Genomic DNA, 16,892 nt, shown 5'->3' with positions numbered 1-16,892 from the left:
ATCATGAACCAAGCCAAAACTCTCTTTTCAATTATCGTTCCAACTTACAATCGCCCCGAGCAATTAGCAGCGTGTCTTCAGTCTTTTGTTGAACTTGAATATCCGCGCGATCGCTTTCAAGTTATCGTCGTCAATGATAGCACCGAAATATCTCTAGAATCAACTGTTTTTCCCTTTCAAAACCAGTTAAATCTCCTACTTTTAACGCAACAGAATTCAGGGCCAGCCATCGCAAGGAATACTGGCTCTTTTGCAGCCACAGGCAAATTTTTAGTATTTACAGACGATGACTGTACTGCTGCCACAGACTGGCTGCAAACTCTAGAAGCTCGATTTGCCAAAACACCTGACTGCTTAATCGGAGGTCGAATTATTAACGCACTTCCTGATAACATATATTCTACAGCCAGTCAGCAATTGATCGATTACCTTTACAGTTACTATAATGCTATTCCCGATCGCGCGCAATTTTTCACTTCTAACAATTTTGCCCTTCCGGCTGACTTATTCCAAAAAATTGGCGGCTTTGGCAGTTTTTCCTTTTCTGGAGAAGATCGGGAATTTTGCCATCGGTGGCTTAATTCTGGCTATGGCGCGGTTTACGCTCCCGAAGTTATAGTATATCATGCCCACAAACTGACACTGCACAAATTTTGGCAACAGCAATTCAATTACGGTAAAGGTGCTTTTTTGTTTCAGCAAGTTACTTCTAAAAGTGTGGCTAAGGGAAAACTGCAACATCCATCATTTTATCTAAATTTGCTAACTTACCCATTAGTCCACACACGGGGTATTCAAAAGCTATTAATCGCAGGATTATTTTTTGTTTCGCAGGCGGCAATTGTAGCGGGTTTGTTATGGGAAAAAAACAATCAGGCTGAGAAATAGAATTGCTCTCGTTAGGGGCTACACCCGTTGCCTGCTGCAATCTGCCTGTGACCTTTTAAAGACGAAAGACTTACAAAGCAACGACTGTAATTAGCAGCAGCAATTACAGCATCCATCAACAGTTGAGGTTCAAAATCGCCGTTGCACCGCTCTAGAATTCTGCGAATAGCTATGATTTGGGGTAAAAATATCGTCCCCGGCTGATGGATGATTGACTGCACAGACTCGTTGAAAGGCTTGCTATGCTTCAGCTCGATCTTCTTGTGCTTCAGAGAAAATGTGCATATATTTAGTGGGTAATATCAAATCCAGTAGCATCGTCGGGCGTCAAATCCAGCCAACAGTCAACAATCACCGACGGTGCAATCGGAATCGATCTAATTAATCTGCGTTAATCTGTGTTAATCTGCCTATATCTGCGGTAAAAAAAAAGATAATGTATTAACCGCCCCGGACAAGGGGTTGACCCTGATTGACGCAGAGGTGGAGAAGAGAGATTTGAATAAATCCGATGCTACCAGATTTGATATAATTTCTAATCTTGTAGGGTGGGTAGCTGCCAGATTTTCTTTCTTATCCCAGCAGATTGTCTCAGGCGACGCACCTTACGGTATCTACAAGACCTTGCATTATATAATAACCGATCGCTCGGACTTAATATTATCGACTAAATAAATCCGTGTTCTGCTAAGAATTCAGGTGTAATTGTTCCCAAACTGTTGATTGCGGGGGCTTCTTCCCAAGGTTCGGGATGCGATTTTGAGCCGCTGCGGAGAAATTTGGCGACATATTTGCCGAGAATATCTGCTTCTAAGTTGACTAAACTTCCCGGTTGCAAATAACTGAGGTTTGTCTCGCCAAAACTGTGGGGAATTACCGCAACTTCAAACCAATTGCCGTCAGCATCGCAATCTGCCACTGTTAAGCTGATGCCGTTGACGGCGATGCTGCCCTTGGAAACGATGTAAGGTGCGATTTGACGTTGCCATCCCGAATTTGCTGCTGGTGGGGCAGTAAACCGCATCTCCCAAGCGTTGGCGGTTTGGGTTGATGTCGCTAAAGTGCCGATCGCATCTACGTGCCCCGTCACGAAATGTCCCCCCAATTTACTGCCGGCGCGCAGGGAGGTTTCTAAGTTGACCAAAGCATCGGGGAATGCTCCCAAAGTAGTGCGGCGCAGGGTTTCTGGGGAAGCGACGGCGACAAAACCCGTCGCAGGCAGAACTTCCACCACCGTCAAACAGACTCCATCCACGGCTACGCTGTCCCCAACGGCTAAATCTTGTAAAATTTGGTAGGAGTTGCTGGAGGTGCAGGCAATTTGAAAATAATCGTTGCCTAGCGACTTCAGCTTTCCGAGAGATTGAATGAGTCCTGTAAACATAAGTATTTTTCCGTAGTCGATCGCTTATTTACATGAAACCACAGGCACAAACCAGACGCAGCAGCTTTTGCCGTCCCCTCTCCCCCCGAGTCAATCTAAAATCTAAAATCTAAAATCTAAAATCGACAGTACCCGATCAGTTGCAGATTCAGGCGAAGATCGAGTCATACTGGATTTAGGTAATCTTTATGTCCAAGTTCTCTACTGCCTTACAGTTTCTTAATTCTATGAGGCCGATCGAATGATTGAAATGAAAGTCGCTGGAATTGCCTTAGATGCAGCCACGCGCAGTCCTATTGTCCTATTGAGAGACGCTACTGAGCGACGCGCTTTGCCTATTTATATCGGTCAGGAGCAAGCAAAGGCTATTATTAGCGCGATCGAAGGCCACAAGCCTCCTCGACCCTTAACTCACGATCTGATGGTCAATTTTTTAGAGGCATGGAGTCTTACCTTGGAGCGCATAGTTATTCACTCGCTGCAAGATAACACGTTCTATGCCGTCCTGATCGTCCGTCAGGGAGAAGTTAAAAAAGAGATCGATGCCCGACCTAGCGACGCGATCGCCCTAGCCCTGCGCACGAATAGCCCCATCTGGGTAATGGAAGAAGTCGTCGCCGATGCTTCCATACCGGTCGATCGAGATGCTGATGAGGCCGAACGCCGGGCCTTCCGGGAATTTATCTCAAACCTCCGTCCAGAGGATTTGATCAAGAGAAGCGGCTTCAGCCCGGGCGAAACTTCCTAAACTTTATGCGCTATCGACGGTTTGGCAAAACTAATTTGCACCTGTCCGTATTTTCCTTGGGAACCATGCGCTATTTGGCTTCTGAGGAAACTGCCTGTCAGACTGTAGGGCAGGCGGTGTCTCAGGGAATCAATCACCTGGAAACGGCGGCGGGTTACGGTTGCAGCGAGGAATATCTCGGCGCGGCCCTTTCGGCTGGGTTGCCTGTCGATCGATCGCGCCTCCACGTCACCACGAAAATTTCCCCAACCGAGGATGCAGCAGCAATGGAACGCTGCATCGACGCATCCCTCAAACGCCTGAATTTAGACTGTATCGACTGTCTGGCAATTCACGGTTTAAATACTTGGGAACATTTGGCTTGGGTGCGATCGCCCACAGGCTGCATGGAAGCTGTACGCAAAGCCCTCGCAGATCGCCGCATTCGGCACGTCGGCTTTTCGACTCACGGGCCTCTGGATCTGATTTTGGCTGCAATAAATACAGATTTGTTTGAGTTTGTCAATCTGCATTATTACTATTTTTTTCAGCGCAACGCCCCGGCAATTGAACTTGCCAATCACAAAGATATGGGCGTTTTCATCATTTCTCCGGCAGACAAAGGAGGGCAACTCTACACGCCCCCAGAAACTCTCGCACAATTGTGCTCGCCTTTCTCGCCCTTAGAGTTAAACTATCGGTTTTTACTCAGCGATACTAGGATTGGGACTTTGAGTGTGGGGGCTGCAAATCCGACAGAATTAGAGCAACCCCTGAAATATTGCGATCGCGACTTTCCCCTCACCAATGCCGAAATCGCTGCGTTCGATCGGCTAGAATCGGCTATTGCAGCCAGTTTGAAAACCGACAAATGCAGCCAGTGCTATGCCTGTTTGCCTTGCCCGGAAAACATCAACATTCCCGAAGTATTGCGACTCCGCAATCTCGCCGTCGGGTGCGACATGACTGACTTTGGCAAATACCGCTACGCCATGTTTGAAAATGCCGGACACTGGTTTCCCGGCAGCAAAGGCAACCGCTGCACCGATTGCGGCGAATGTTTGCCAAGGTGTCCCGAAGAGTTAGACATCCCAACCCTAGTCAAAGATACTCACCAGCGACTGGGCGGCAAAGCAGGCAGGCGGTTGTGGGATTGAAAAAAACGTTAAGCAAGGAAAATGTCGATCGAGTGTATCTAAGTTTTGCAATAATTACGCTAAACTTTGGTTTAAGTAAATTTACGATACAGTCGATCGAAAAATTACTGAGTCTGGCGACTGTCTGCAAGAGCATCCCGATTTTGCAAAAAGCGTTTTCACAGGAGTGCAAGCATCCTGCACAGCCAAGCCTACATCTAAGCGCGATCGCTCCTGTGAAAGAAATCATTGGGATACTCCGAACAAACTTTCAATAGGAACCGACAGCATATGTAAAAACAGCTAAATAAGATAATTTGATTAACACCTAGAAACTGATTTCTGTGAGCATACCCCAGTCATTTTCTTGCTTGATTAGCGCCGTGAGAGGCAACAATTTTATGATGATATCATGTGCGATCGATCAACCATAATATCCCGGTAGAGGCGGGTTTTGAAGATTGTCAAATTATTGGCAGGTATTGTTGCTGAACCCGCCCTTACAAAAATCTCGGTCGCTCGACCGGAAATGATATGAGTGATTAACCGAATTCGATCTAAAATCTAAAATCTAAAATCCAAAATCTAAAATTGATTGATGGTTCCTGATTGATTTATCGCCTGTCATCCATAACCGATTCAGCATCTACTACTATGGCTCAAACTCAGTTAAACGACAGCAAGCCAAATTGTCTGCAGCCAAATGAAGTTGCGACTTCCGAAAGATTTAAAACAGCTTTCAAGCCGTACACTTACAACTTGTCCGTTACCAGAAAACAGTTAATTGGACTGCTGGCGTTACAAACAATCTTGCCAGTCGGACTAACGGGAGCAGCACTTTGGCTAACATCGGCAGTTGGAAGCAACGAACTGCAAAATCAAGCTAAATCAGAACTGAGTCTTAGTGAAATTAACTACAATCTCAAACTCGATCGCGCCGCCGACCGTTTGCAAAACTCCTCTGACAGCAAAACGATCGCCCAAACAGCTTTAGCTTACAACAGCGGTAAAAAAGTATCATATTTGGAAAAATCTGTCAAGCAAATTCTAGAAAATCAAGTCAAAACAGGGGAAATAGACAGTGCGGCTTTAGTTGGAAAAAATCGGCAGATAGTTGTTAGCGTCAACCCCAAGCAGAAGGGAAAAAGTTTTAACCTGCAAAAAATAGTCGATCGAGTATTCGCTGCAAAAAACCCAATTACAGCTACCGAAATCATTGCCAAATCAGAAGTTCAGAAACAATTGGGATCTTTGCCACCCGGAAAGGGCGATCGTCCTGTGCTCGTCCGCTACGCAGCAATTCCCGTAAAAGATCCCAAAAATCAGACAGTGATTGCTGCCTTAGTGTTAGGAAAAATTATCAGCCAAACTTCGGCAGTTGGTAGCACCGAAACCCTCAATTTACAGGGCGGCGGATATCAGGCTATCTACGCGCCGCTGGCTGACGGCAAATTTGTCTTGGCAAGTTCGCAAGCAATTACAAAAAACCAACAGTTACCAGATTTGCTGGCAGACAAATCGCTGCTGAAATCTGCATTCTCCGCCGCCGGCAAACCAGTCGCCGGAAACGTACAAACAGGCAGTCAAACTTATGCAGTAGCTGCCAAATCCCTTGGCAATTTAGCCGGAAAACCCGCAGCAATTTTAGTGCGGGGCATCCCCAAAACCTCGATCGCAACTTGGTGGGGCAACAACTGGCTGCTGGCAATGTCTGCGGCTGCCCTTGTCCCCTTCGCCTTGGGAGTTGCAGTCACCCGCCGGATTGCCAAACCCGGTAACTCAAATTTATCAACAGCAGAGGGGGATTGGGCATTTAACTCCACCGCCGAACCGCAGCAGCGTTCCCGGAATTTGGATGTAATTTATGACAATTTAAATTTCGGCGAATTTCCCAATTTATTTCCCAAAAAATTTAGTTTAAATGGTAAATTAGCGGTCGATTTTCGATATAAAAAAACAGCGGGCGATGGCCAGATCGCAAATCCCCACGTCCCGCTAACTTTCCAACCCCTAGAATTGCCCGCAAACTCCGCCTCAAAGCACTCACAGCAGCCAAATACAGAACTAGAAAAAAGCGCGATCGCCTTAAATCAAGTCCAGGAAGCTTGGCAAGACTTAAATCGCCTAAACTTAGAATTGCAGCCAGAAATACTCGATCGCCAAAACACTCAAAAAGCCCTGCGAAAGAGCGAAGCACTGCTGCAAGCGATTTTAGACAACTCAACAGCAGTGATTTACATCAAAGATGCTGACGGAAAATACCTGCTCACCAACCGCCATTTTGACAATTTGTTCGACATCGCCAAAGAGCAAATAACAGGCAAAACCGACGGCGATATTTTTCCCGACGAAGACAAAGCAACAGCCTTGCGAGAAAATGACCTGAAAGTTCTCGAATCCTCCTCGCCCCTAACCATCGAAGAAATCATCCCTCAAGACGACGGCCCGCACACTTATATTTCTCTGAAGTTTCCCATCTGCAACTCCGAAGGCAAAGCTTATGCAGTCGGTACAATTTCTACAGATGTGAGCGATCGCAAACTTGCCGAACTCACCCTAGAAAAAGCCAAAGCAGAACTAGAAATAGAAGTCGAACAGCGCACCCTATTCCTCCAACAAGCCAACGAACTTTTGCAGTTTGAACTCGCCGCCAAAGTCCGCGGCGCGATCGCCGTCAGACAAATGACCTCTCAGGTAGCCCGACACGCCAGAACAGTTGACGGCATTCTCGGCGCTTCTCTCGACCTAATTTTTCTAGTGGATCGATCGGGAAGATACACTTACGTCAGCCGCACCGCCGCTCAAGCTGCCGGCATGAACCCCAGAGAAATGATTGGCAAAACCTGGCAGGAATTAGGCTGGTCGGCAAAAATTATGCAGCGGGTTCACCAAGAATGCGACGGCATATTTGCCACAGCCGAACCCGTGAAAGGCGAAGTAATCGTCCCCACGGCAAGCTGGGGAACCCGCGACTACGAGTATATTCTCAGCCCGGTTTGTGCGACAGACGGCAGCGTCGAAGCGGTGGTGGCGACCCTGCGGGATATCACCGAACGCAAAGACGCTGAGGAAGCGTGGCAGTTGGCCAAAGAAGCCGCAGAACTAGCCAACCGCGCCAAGAGTGCTTTTCTGGCAAACATGAGCCACGAGTTGCGCACTCCCCTGAACGCGATTATCGGCTACAGCGATATGTTGGTGGAAGATGCCGAAGAGTTAGGCAATTTAGAGTTAGTCTCGGATTTAGATAAAATTCGCACTGCTGGCAAACACTTGCTGCGGCTAATTGACGACATTCTCGACATTTCCAAAATTGAAGCTGACAAGATGGAGATTTATCTCGAAAGCTTCGATGTAGGAGGCTTAATCGAGGAGGTGGTAACAACCATCAAACCGCTAATGGATAAAAACGGCAATACTTTGCAAGTATTGAGTTCTGACAATATCGGCGCTATGCACGGCGATTTGATGAAAGTGCGGCAGGTAATGCTGAATTTGCTCAGCAATGCTGCTAAATTTTCGGCTAACGGGACGATCGTGCTTACTGTCGAAAGAATTACCAGTGAAGAATTAAAAAATAAATATCAACCGAGAGTTCCTCAAATGTTAATTTTGGATTCAGACTTTTTAGTTTTCCAAGTGACGGACACGGGCATCGGCATGACACCAGAGCAGCAAGAGCGACTGTTCCAACCTTTCACTCAAGCCGACAATTCAACTACTCGCAAGTACGGCGGTACTGGTTTGGGACTGACTATCAGCCAGCGTTTTTGTCAGATGATGGGCGGCGATATTGAAGTTACTAGCGAGTTAAATTGCGGTTCTACTTTTACTGTTTGTCTGCCTGCTTCATTGTTTAGGCGATCGAAATTTTAACATGACTGTAGGGGCGGGTTTTACCAACAATAAAAGAAAAAAAACAATCTGATAAACCCGCCCCCACACAACACAAAATCGCAATGTACATCTTTTGCAGATAATAAAATGTAAGGTTGATGTAGGCGATATGCTGTGGGGGGGCGGGTTTTATAGATAGCGAGTTTCAGACATAAATAGTTGGTAAAACCCGCCCCTACGGGAAATATATAAGAAATCAAACAATAATTATGAAATACGATGTTGATACCCGCAAGAATTGCATTTGGACAAAAAGTTTATTTTTGTTTCCGATCGCCTGTTATGCGTGCTTCGGAGCCTTGCTGTGGGGACAATCTGCGGCTTTTTCCCAGCAGCCGGTCTGCCCGACTGGCAACGCTGCTAATTTGCCGTCGCCCCCGCTTTCGCAAACCGAAAAAAGCGTGCCGAGTCTCTGGTTAGCTCAAAAACAGTTTGGCGGAAAATTGCTCGATCGCTGGTTTGTCGATCCCGGCAATACTTGGGTAATTATCATAGTTAACCGCCAACTTTGGAGTTTGCTCGATTATATGGAACGCTATCAGTTTGTCAACCGCTTCGGCACTGTCGCCAGCGAATACGGTTACAATGTGCGAGTTTGCAACCGTCAAGGCACAGCTTTGGCAGTTTATTCGTGCAAGGGCGATCGGCTAAGGTGTAAAATAGACTTAGAATCTCTGTCAAATCCCGGTCTCCGAGGTAAACTCAAAGGCTTTTAGTAAGGTGCGTCAGCTAGAGAGATTTTTGGGATAATCGATAAATCAAAAGCTGACGCACCCACATTTTAGCTGATAAATGCGGTTTATAATTCGTATAAAAAAATGAAAACAACCCTTGAGCTTCCTGCTGAATTAGAACCGTTTCGCCAAGAAATTGAAAGTTCAGAAAAGCCTGTTATCAAAATCACTTACGAACGAAAGGCGACTGATTTCTGGTCAAGCAAATTTGGCGGAGTGCCTTACTTGCCGAAAGGTTACTATTTTTCCAAAGATAGTGATGGAAAATATATGCACCTTTTGGCACAACTCAATTTTGAGGAAATATTTGCCCAAGTGCCATATTTAGCCCCTTTTCCCAAACAAGGAATTTTACAGTTTTATATCGGTCGGACAGGTATGTTTGGAATGGATACAGAGAAGTTGGACAATCAAAAAGATTTCAAAATATTGTATTTTTACAATATTGATAAAAATAATTGTCAAACAGATTTTGGTTTTTTATTGGATCTAAATGAGACATATTCAACTTTAAACAATCAAAAATTTAGTGGGTGGCAAGTTTTTGACGAAAATAATTGTCCGGTTGATTATCCTTCTTTCGATTGTATTTATGAACATTATTATTCACCTTTACAGCACCAAGATGTAAATAATTCTCAAGAATGTTTGGCTTTACAGTTTAGTTTTGACAATGCGTGGGTGAATCCAGCGGACTATCAATTTGATACTTTTTTTGAAGAACAAAAGCTTCAAAATTATTTGGATCTAATGAGTGCAGATGATAACAGATTATTTGAGTGGTATTCTGCTAAAATATACGAGAATCACCATAAAATAGGGGGATACGGCTACTTTACGCAAACTGACCCTCGTGAGTATAGTTCGCAATACAAAGACCATAAAGTTGTACTCTTACACATGATTAGTGATGATGAGATTCGTTGGGGTGATTGTGGAGTAGGTAACTTTTTGATTCGTGCTGAGGACTTAGAAAATTTAGATTTTTCTCAGGTGATTTATAATTACGATTGTTCTTAAAATTAAAATACTAACACTTTCCGCCTCTGCTGTTTTGTTTGTTATTTCACTGCCGTTTCTTGCTTTGCTACACACACAAGGCTGGTGACTGACGAACCCTACGGTTTAAGGTGCGTCAGTTTTGATGATTTTCTCGGCGCTTTAGGGCTGGTGAGTGACGCACTCTACATTTTAACTTTGCACTACTTGCCGAATTTCTTGCCAGAGCGATCGATATTGGGCAATCCCCGCATCCCCAAACGGCAGCAGAAAGTCGCTAGCAGCAAGAATCTTCGCATCCGGCAACAACACAGAATTAGTGCGAACAGCTTCCGGCAAATCCTCGGGTTTCATGCCGACAATTATCGGCGAACTAGCCTTAGTCAGCAAAGATAGTTGAGGCGCTATCTGAGGCTGCAAGCAAAAATCCATCCACACATCTATCCATTTTTTGTCTAACGGAACTGGCTTCCAAAAGTCAAAATTCCTCCAAAAATCCATCCAGTTTTTCTTTAACGGAACTGGATTCCTCGATGCCGGTTGTACCCACAAATCCGTCCAAAGTGCAGTTCCCGAAACCGGAATTACTAAAGCAATATCCTTTTCAGTTTGCAGCAGCGGCAGCAAGTCCCCAGAGGAACCTACTGCCAACCAAGTATCGCCTAAAATTAATGGTTGCAGGTAAGCGTCAGAACTATAAAGTTTAACTTGTCGGTGCAAAGAAGCGAGTTCTTTTTTGAGATTTGGGACTCGATCTAATTGCTGCGTATTGTAAGATTTCCCTAGTTTTTTTAATGTTAAACCGATAACTTCTCTGGCACTGTCCGGCAGAGAAATTCGATCGCGCAATTCCTCTCGCCACAAGTCACTCCAATCTGTGGGAGTCCACCCCAAAGCCTTAAATTTGTCGGTTCGATAGGCAATTACCGTACTTCCCCAGCGGTAAGGTACACCCCAAACGTTTTCTCTCGCATCTAAGAAACCCTCATCGTTTCGCGTTACCAAATTTCGCCACTTTTCGGGCAATTGTGACCAATTAGCAAGCTTAGCAGGATCGATCGGCTGAATCAATTTTTGCCGAATTGCCAAAGTCAGCCAGTAATCTCCCAACATCACCAAGTTAGCTTGATTTTCTGATTCGGGAACCTGTTTCCACTTCTGCAACAGGGCGAATAATTCTTTTAATTGTCCTTCTTGCGTTACCTGTAAAAGCGGAGACGGTGGTACATCGCGCCTAAATTTGCTTACCAGTTGGGCCGGAATACTGTTTTTGAGCGCTCGAATTGTGAGAATGGACTTGGAGTCGCACCCTGCCACCAATTGACTTAAAGCTAGGGTGGCGGCCCCCAATAGCAAAGACCTTCGTTTCACCTGTGAATCCGCTTTTCTAAATATTGACCCATCGTTTTGCGTTCTGCCGCCCGGGAAATAATTGTTTGTCGAGTCCGGTAGTGGGCGCAGATTAGTCTGATTTATTTTTCCAAGACAGAGCTATTGTACTCGGTTCTGCTGCCCTCTGAGTCTGTTTTGCTCTTGCCCTGATTTTACCCTCTACCTTGTCGATCGAGCTTTCGGATGACTACAACTCGGTCAGCTTAACGCCTGAGTTCTTCCCGAACAGTTCTTTTGAGCCAATTTTGCTCGCCCGGGTTGGCAATCGACTGCATCTGTGTTACATTTTTTAATATAACAAAACAATAAGAGCGTTGCCCTCTGCCGCTGGATGACGCTTTTTACACAACCGAAGTCAAAAATCCTTTTTAAATCCGCGACAGCTTAATAACTAAAAATCCACTCATCTGAATCCTGAAAGCACTGGCAGGCAGAGCAAAGTCAATCTAACATGAGCCTCGGCGCTCCGACTCTCAGAAACCGGATTTTTTAACTCTGATTGAAGGTTTGAACGAAGTATGGGGGTTAAAAATTTTGGTTTTTGCGTCCGCGAGTATCTAAAATCTAAAATCTAAAATCCACTCACGAATGTCGATCGATTCTCCTCTACCTGAGTGCCTAAATTTACCGTCAGGATTGGGGACACAACAATTACGTCAAAAATTAAATAATTCAGTGATAAATCCGCGTTCTATAAAGATTTCCCTAATATGTAAATATATAAGTTACGATCCAAAGGATGATTGTATGGAAGCGCTCCACCAGCAAGTTACAATATTGACGCAACAAGTAGATGCCCTCTACAAACTCATAGAAAACCTCAATGAAAAGTTACTAGAGTCCGCCCAGGAGACGAAGCTTGCCCAGCAGCAGAGAAACGACTGCTCTGGAACGGTAGGAAATGACAAAACCTCGTCCTATCAAAGCTACAGCCGTCGAGACGGCCTCCTCGAACACAAGGACATACTGTTAGACGACAGCTACTTCGACAAGAATTCTCAAAATCTGGAAAAAGAGCTGAGCGCAGAGATTCAAATCCAGCGCCTCACCGCTCAGCTAACAGCGGCTTACAATCGAATTGCCGCCTTGGAAGAACAGTTGCTCTCCAAAAGAATGAACTCGCAACAGGTAGGTGGATCTAATTAAATATTACTAAAGGCAATGGGGGATTAATCCCAAAAAAGATACGAGTTGCGTTGATTTCTGCTCGTCTGCTTATAGAGTCATTGCATAGATTTTTTTCTCTCGCGAAGTTCGCAGGGAGAATACTGCATCAAAGCGAGATATTCTGTAGAAAATTATGTAAATCTGAAAGCATAAATGCTACAGAAAATGATATAATTATTCAGCCAAAACGAAGCTGGTTCAGCAGCACAAGCAGCTTCGCAGCTCGAGACGCGCATCTTAATTTTTAATGTTTAATTCCTCAGAGTCCTGGCGGCACAGATAACGAACAACAGGGTTTTTGAGTGAATTTCTCGCTGCAAAAGCCAATATTTTGAGTAAAAACCGGGTTGTTTTCGTCCAGCAGTTTCTAATGTTTAATTTCACACCTGCGCCGTGCTAAAGCTTCAACAGCTTGGAGGAGTTGAGTAGGAGTCCAATTTGCAGCCAAACCACTGGCGATCGCACAGGCTCCGGCACCGACACCTTCCTTAACATAGCCGCGATCGTAAGCTTGCAGTTGCCCGTAGCGAGATCCAGCAAAACTTAGCTGCGCGGCCAACAGAGGCACACCGCCGATATCATTAGCGAGTCCTACAGTGTCTCCTGTAGGGTCTTCGGCCACCCAGCGCGTAGTCCCCACAGTGACTTGCTCGGGACTCCACAACAGAGCATATTCCCGGGCTAATGCTCGGATCAAAGCGTACACTGCCAGCATTTGCGTGCCCCCGGCCAGGAGTACCCCGCAAGTCCGACTCGCGGCGATCGCCATTGCCGCCACCGCTATTTGCATCGGATCGCCCACCGCCGCCACCAATTCCAGGGGAGTGCTGTTTTCTCCGCCAATTTCCCACTCAGCATGATTGAGTCCCGCTGTCACCGCAGCCAATTTTTGAGCGTGATTGCAGCGAGGATGAGAACTATTAACTTTGCCCGCCGCTGCAATACCCAAACCCATTAACACGCCCAAAGCAGTAGTCGTTCCCCCAACTACGCACTCCCCTAAAATTAAATAGCTGCCATTAGTTTGAGCAGCCAATTTAGCTCCCCAAATTAATCCTTGTTCGAGCAAATGTTTGACTGTTTTGAGTTCTAAAGCATTCCCAGAAATCAGACACTTTGCCGGAGTGCCGCCCAAATCAATTGCAGGTACGGGAGGTGGGAGGGGCAAACCAGCATTAAATAGGTAAAGGGGAAGTTCCAAAGCTTCGACTACAGCGCGAGATATCAGTACCGGCGAAGCACCCGCTTCTAGGGGCGGCAAAGGATATTGGGGCGACGGTTGGGGGCCGTTATACAAAAATTCTGCATCGGCCAAACAAGTAAATTGTCGATCGTGCGGCGTTGCTCCTGCTGCTGAAATACCCGGAATTAAGCCTGTATCCGTAAATCCTAACACGCAGGCAAATATCGGTTTTCGTCCCCGATAGCGATCGAGCCACCGCTGACCCTGTTCGACTTCTGTATAAATCTCAATCATAATTAGTCAGCAGTCATTAATCATTGATTATTGGTTAGTTCTTAGTTATTAGTTCTTAGTTATTGGTTTGCCCGTTACCCGTTACCGCTTATCTCAACTCCGGTGCTATCGGACTTGATATGATGTGTCCTGTTTCTGAGTCCCCACAACATTTGCAACCGTTCCTGAAAGCTTAAGTGCGACTGGTGTTTAGTTGTCGATCCAACCTTTCAGCACTGGGGCGATCGCCTTAATAATTTGGCGTGTCATCAGGATGTACTCTAAAAAGTAGCTTTATTCTCTGCAACTCGATCTAAAATTGATAGAAATGAGTTAATCTGTAGTTGGGTTGACGGCGAGCGTAAATATTCGCAATAATCAACCTGGTTAAATGACATACTTACATATTTGCCTCCATAGCTAACTAATTAGTTTAACAGAAATCTGTCTCGCACTTAAATTTTTTCTGGGTGACGCAGGCGCGATCGTCTTTCAGTCGCCGATCGCGATTCATGTCAAGAGAGCGCGATCGTACTTATAGCAATCCTCGCATCATTTGCGAATTTCTTACTCCCTAGCCAGCGGCTGCGGGCAGGGTTGGGGTGGGGTAAAAAAATTACAACTCCTGCAAGAATTGCTATATACGGTTCTAATTGAATCCTGACCAACTTGTGAGCCAATCTTGTGTCAATTAGTAGCGACAGGATTTACGCAGGCACAAATACGAGCGAGAGTTGCATTTTCTATATCTTTCAAAAGATTCGCCCGCAACTTCTAGGTGGTTGAATCTCTCTAATAACAGAACACTTAGAAGCACCCTTTGAATTAAGTTATCAATTCCGCACTAAAGAGTCAATCCATCTCAAAAGCGATCGCTAGCTGCCCCCAGCCGCACCCCCTGCTTGACCTCTGAGTACAAAAATTACTCCCGTCATAATTAGCGCCACACCTACCAATCGCAGCGGCGGCAACGGCTCGTTAAATACAATTTTCCCGCCCAAAACAGTAAACAGGTAACTGATTGACAGTAAAGGCGAAACTATGCTAAGGTTTGCCCGCGACAAAACTACTATAAAGCCGATGGAAGAAATTGCATACAAAGAAAGACCGCCTACTATCAACGGCTGGGTAGCCATTGCTATCACTTTTTCCATTAAATTAGCAGTGCCAATGGGCCCTAATATTTTAGCTCCTGCCTTTAGACTGAATTGACCTGCCACGCCGCACAATATTGCAGCAAGCAATAACAAAAAAACGCTTCTATTCATAAGTTTACTAACCTATAGTACAATCAAAAATTGCCGTTCCCAAAAACCTAAAAAACTTGAATTAAGTTTTGTTATGTTTTATTCACCACTAATATTTTAAGCAAAGATACTTGATTTTCAAGTATTGTCGATCGCGATCGAGAGTAGAAAAAATATATGGCAGAGCAGACCAACCAAAGCGGAGAATACACTCTAGAACTATCGATACTCATGCCTTGCCTGAACGAAGCAGAAACTTTAGAAATCTGCATCGAGAAGGCGCATCAGTCCCTGCGCGAACTTGAGATTGCAGGCGAGGTCATCATAGCAGACAACGGCAGCACTGACGGTTCTCAAGATATCGCTACCAGAATGGGAGCCCGAGTCGTGCCGGTAGCCGCAAAAGGCTACGGCAGCGCCCTCATGGGAGGCATCATTGCAGCGCGCGGAGTTTATATTATCATGGGCGATGCTGACGACAGCTACAATTTTTCCAATCTCGGCGCTTTTGTCAAGAAATTGCGAGAAGGTTTCGACTTAGTAATGGGAAACCGCTTTCAAGGGGGCATCAAATCAGGTGCAATGCCGCCGCTGCACAAATATTTAGGAAATCCGGTGCTGACATGGGTTGGGCAATTATTTTTCGCGAGTCCAGTCGGCGACTTTCACTGCGGATTGCGGGGTTTTAGGAGAGACTCAATTTTGAAACTCGACCTGCAAACAACGGGGATGGAATTTGCTAGCGAAATGGTCGTCAAAGCATCTCTGTACACATTGCGGATAACTGAAGTCCCAACCGTACTCTCTCCCGACGGCCGCAGCCGGCCACCGCACTTGCGAACTTGGCGAGATGGCTGGCGCCACCTACGATTTCTGCTGCTTTACAGTCCCCGGTGGCTGTTTTTGTATCCGGGTGTAGCGCTGATAATTTGGGGTATAATTGTCGGCCTCTGGCTATTACCTGGTACTCAAAAGATTGGTAGTATTAGCTTTGACGTACACACGCTGCTGTATGCTGCGATCGCAATTATCATCGGTTTTCAAGCAGTAACTTTCGCTTTCTTCACCAAAGTTTTCGCCATCAGTGAAAAACTGCTTCCCGAAGACCCTAAACTCAATAAAATATTTCGCTATGTCACGTTAGAGACAGGATTGATTGTCGGAGTCACGCTAATTTTAATCGGAATAGTTGGCTCGTTCTTGTCATTAACTATCTGGAGCGAAACAGCTTTCGGTTCTCTCGACCCTTCTAAAACTCTGCGTTTGGTTATTCCCTCGCTCACTTGCCTGACTGTCGGTTTGCAGATGGTTTTGTCGAGCTTTTTTCTCAGCGTGTTGGGGTTGAAGCGCAGGTAAAACAATTAAATTTAAAATTTGTAACAATTTTCGGTAAAGATGATTTGGCTCTCTCGTAGTTAGGGTAATAAGTAATATTTATTTAAATACAGCAGATTGCGCGTTGATCGAGGACACCCGCCTATCGATCTATCCCGCCGTAGTGACACTCTTGCTCTCGCCGCGTCGCTACTTCATAAACCTGGAATACGCTGTATCGTCGCTTTTACGATCGTCTATTACTTCTAATAAAGAGTTTTTATCTAAATCTGTTACAATAGTTGCCAAATTTCCTTGTCCCTTTCTTCTGCTAAATTCATCAAGGCTTGTGCGTTTAGGCATTCCCCAGTCTTTTTTTTTACACTCCTGGACGCACAGACTCTACTTGTAGGGCGATGCACACCGCACCTAGCACTACAGATAGTGTAAAAAATGATTTCTGGCGTCAGCCCTAAATAGGGCTTGCTGAATCAGTGTCAAAAGGTTACACCACCAGGATTAAGAGAGCGGACGATCAATAATGGTCGCCGTGA

Annotated in this window: 13 protein-coding genes; 8 read left to right on the top strand and 5 right to left on the bottom strand. The window is 45.5% G+C overall.

The window, feature by feature from the left end:
• Positions 1-3 precede the first annotated feature (3 nt).
• On the top strand, positions 4-888 hold the full coding sequence (locus QUA80_RS23965) for a glycosyltransferase (protein WP_333427513.1): 885 nt from the start codon (positions 4-6) through the stop codon (positions 886-888).
• A gap of 11 nt (positions 889-899) precedes the next feature.
• Here QUA80_RS23965 and QUA80_RS23960 read toward each other — a convergent pair whose 3' ends face one another.
• Both QUA80_RS23960 and ribE read right to left on the bottom strand, forming a co-directional pair.
• The gene (locus QUA80_RS23960) at positions 900-1,109 is read right to left on the bottom strand and encodes a hypothetical protein (RefSeq protein WP_333427512.1); all 210 of its coding nucleotides are present in this window, start codon (positions 1,107-1,109) and stop codon (positions 900-902) included.
• Between the two features lie 446 nt (positions 1,110-1,555).
• Positions 1,556-2,272 carry a riboflavin synthase gene (gene ribE, locus QUA80_RS23955; protein ID WP_333427511.1) on the bottom strand — a complete coding sequence of 239 codons (717 nt, stop codon included), beginning with the start codon at positions 2,270-2,272 and terminating at the stop codon, positions 1,556-1,558.
• 241 nt (positions 2,273-2,513) lie between these two features.
• Here ribE and QUA80_RS23950 point away from each other — a divergent pair, with 241 nt between their 5' ends.
• The 5 genes from QUA80_RS23950 to QUA80_RS23930 all read left to right on the top strand — a co-directional run bounded on the left by QUA80_RS23950 (position 2,514) and on the right by QUA80_RS23930 (position 9,783).
• Positions 2,514-3,020, top strand: a complete 507-nt coding sequence (locus QUA80_RS23950; protein WP_333026715.1) for a bifunctional nuclease family protein — start codon at positions 2,514-2,516, stop codon at positions 3,018-3,020.
• A 5-nt stretch (positions 3,021-3,025) separates the two neighbouring features.
• The gene (locus QUA80_RS23945; protein WP_333427510.1) at positions 3,026-4,156 is read left to right on the top strand and encodes an aldo/keto reductase; all 1,131 of its coding nucleotides are present in this window, start codon (positions 3,026-3,028) and stop codon (positions 4,154-4,156) included.
• A 633-nt stretch (positions 4,157-4,789) separates the two neighbouring features.
• The gene (locus tag QUA80_RS23940) at positions 4,790-8,008 is read left to right on the top strand and encodes a PAS domain-containing protein (protein WP_333427509.1); all 3,219 of its coding nucleotides are present in this window, start codon (positions 4,790-4,792) and stop codon (positions 8,006-8,008) included.
• Positions 8,009-8,238: 230 nt separating this feature from the next.
• Positions 8,239-8,745, top strand: coding sequence for a hypothetical protein (locus tag QUA80_RS23935; protein ID WP_333427508.1), 507 nt, complete (start codon positions 8,239-8,241; stop codon positions 8,743-8,745).
• 102 nt (positions 8,746-8,847) lie between these two features.
• Positions 8,848-9,783 carry a DUF1963 domain-containing protein gene (locus QUA80_RS23930; RefSeq protein WP_333427507.1) on the top strand — a complete coding sequence of 312 codons (936 nt, stop codon included), beginning with the start codon at positions 8,848-8,850 and terminating at the stop codon, positions 9,781-9,783.
• 171 nt (positions 9,784-9,954) lie between these two features.
• Here the strand turns inward: QUA80_RS23930 and QUA80_RS23925 are convergent, their stop codons facing one another.
• The gene (locus QUA80_RS23925; protein ID WP_333427506.1) at positions 9,955-11,133 is read right to left on the bottom strand and encodes an extracellular solute-binding protein; all 1,179 of its coding nucleotides are present in this window, start codon (positions 11,131-11,133) and stop codon (positions 9,955-9,957) included.
• A gap of 768 nt (positions 11,134-11,901) precedes the next feature.
• Between QUA80_RS23925 and QUA80_RS23920 the strand changes: the two genes are divergently transcribed.
• The gene (locus tag QUA80_RS23920) at positions 11,902-12,300 is read left to right on the top strand and encodes a hypothetical protein (RefSeq protein ID WP_333427505.1); all 399 of its coding nucleotides are present in this window, start codon (positions 11,902-11,904) and stop codon (positions 12,298-12,300) included.
• A gap of 388 nt (positions 12,301-12,688) precedes the next feature.
• On the opposite strand, the gene cobT is transcribed toward QUA80_RS23920, so the two are convergent.
• Entirely contained in the window at positions 12,689-13,798 is a 1,110-nt protein-coding gene (gene cobT, locus QUA80_RS23915; protein WP_333427504.1) for a nicotinate mononucleotide-dependent phosphoribosyltransferase CobT, read from the bottom strand.
• Between the two features lie 854 nt (positions 13,799-14,652).
• Positions 14,653-15,045: a transporter gene (locus QUA80_RS23910; protein WP_333427503.1), complete on the bottom strand. Its 393-nt coding sequence runs from the start codon at positions 15,043-15,045 to the stop codon at positions 14,653-14,655.
• A gap of 156 nt (positions 15,046-15,201) precedes the next feature.
• On the opposite strand from QUA80_RS23910, the gene QUA80_RS23905 reads away from it, so the two are divergent.
• Entirely contained in the window at positions 15,202-16,380 is a 1,179-nt protein-coding gene (locus QUA80_RS23905) for a glycosyltransferase family 2 protein (protein WP_333427502.1), read from the top strand.
• The last annotated feature ends 512 nt before the right edge of the window (positions 16,381-16,892 follow it).

It is taken from the genome of Microcoleus sp. F4-D5 (genome assembly GCF_036704885.1).
Taxonomy (GTDB): domain Bacteria; phylum Cyanobacteriota; class Cyanobacteriia; order Cyanobacteriales; family Microcoleaceae; genus Microcoleus.
The sequence above is the reverse complement of the archived record's forward strand: the minus strand, read 5'-3'. Positions and strand labels throughout refer to the sequence as shown.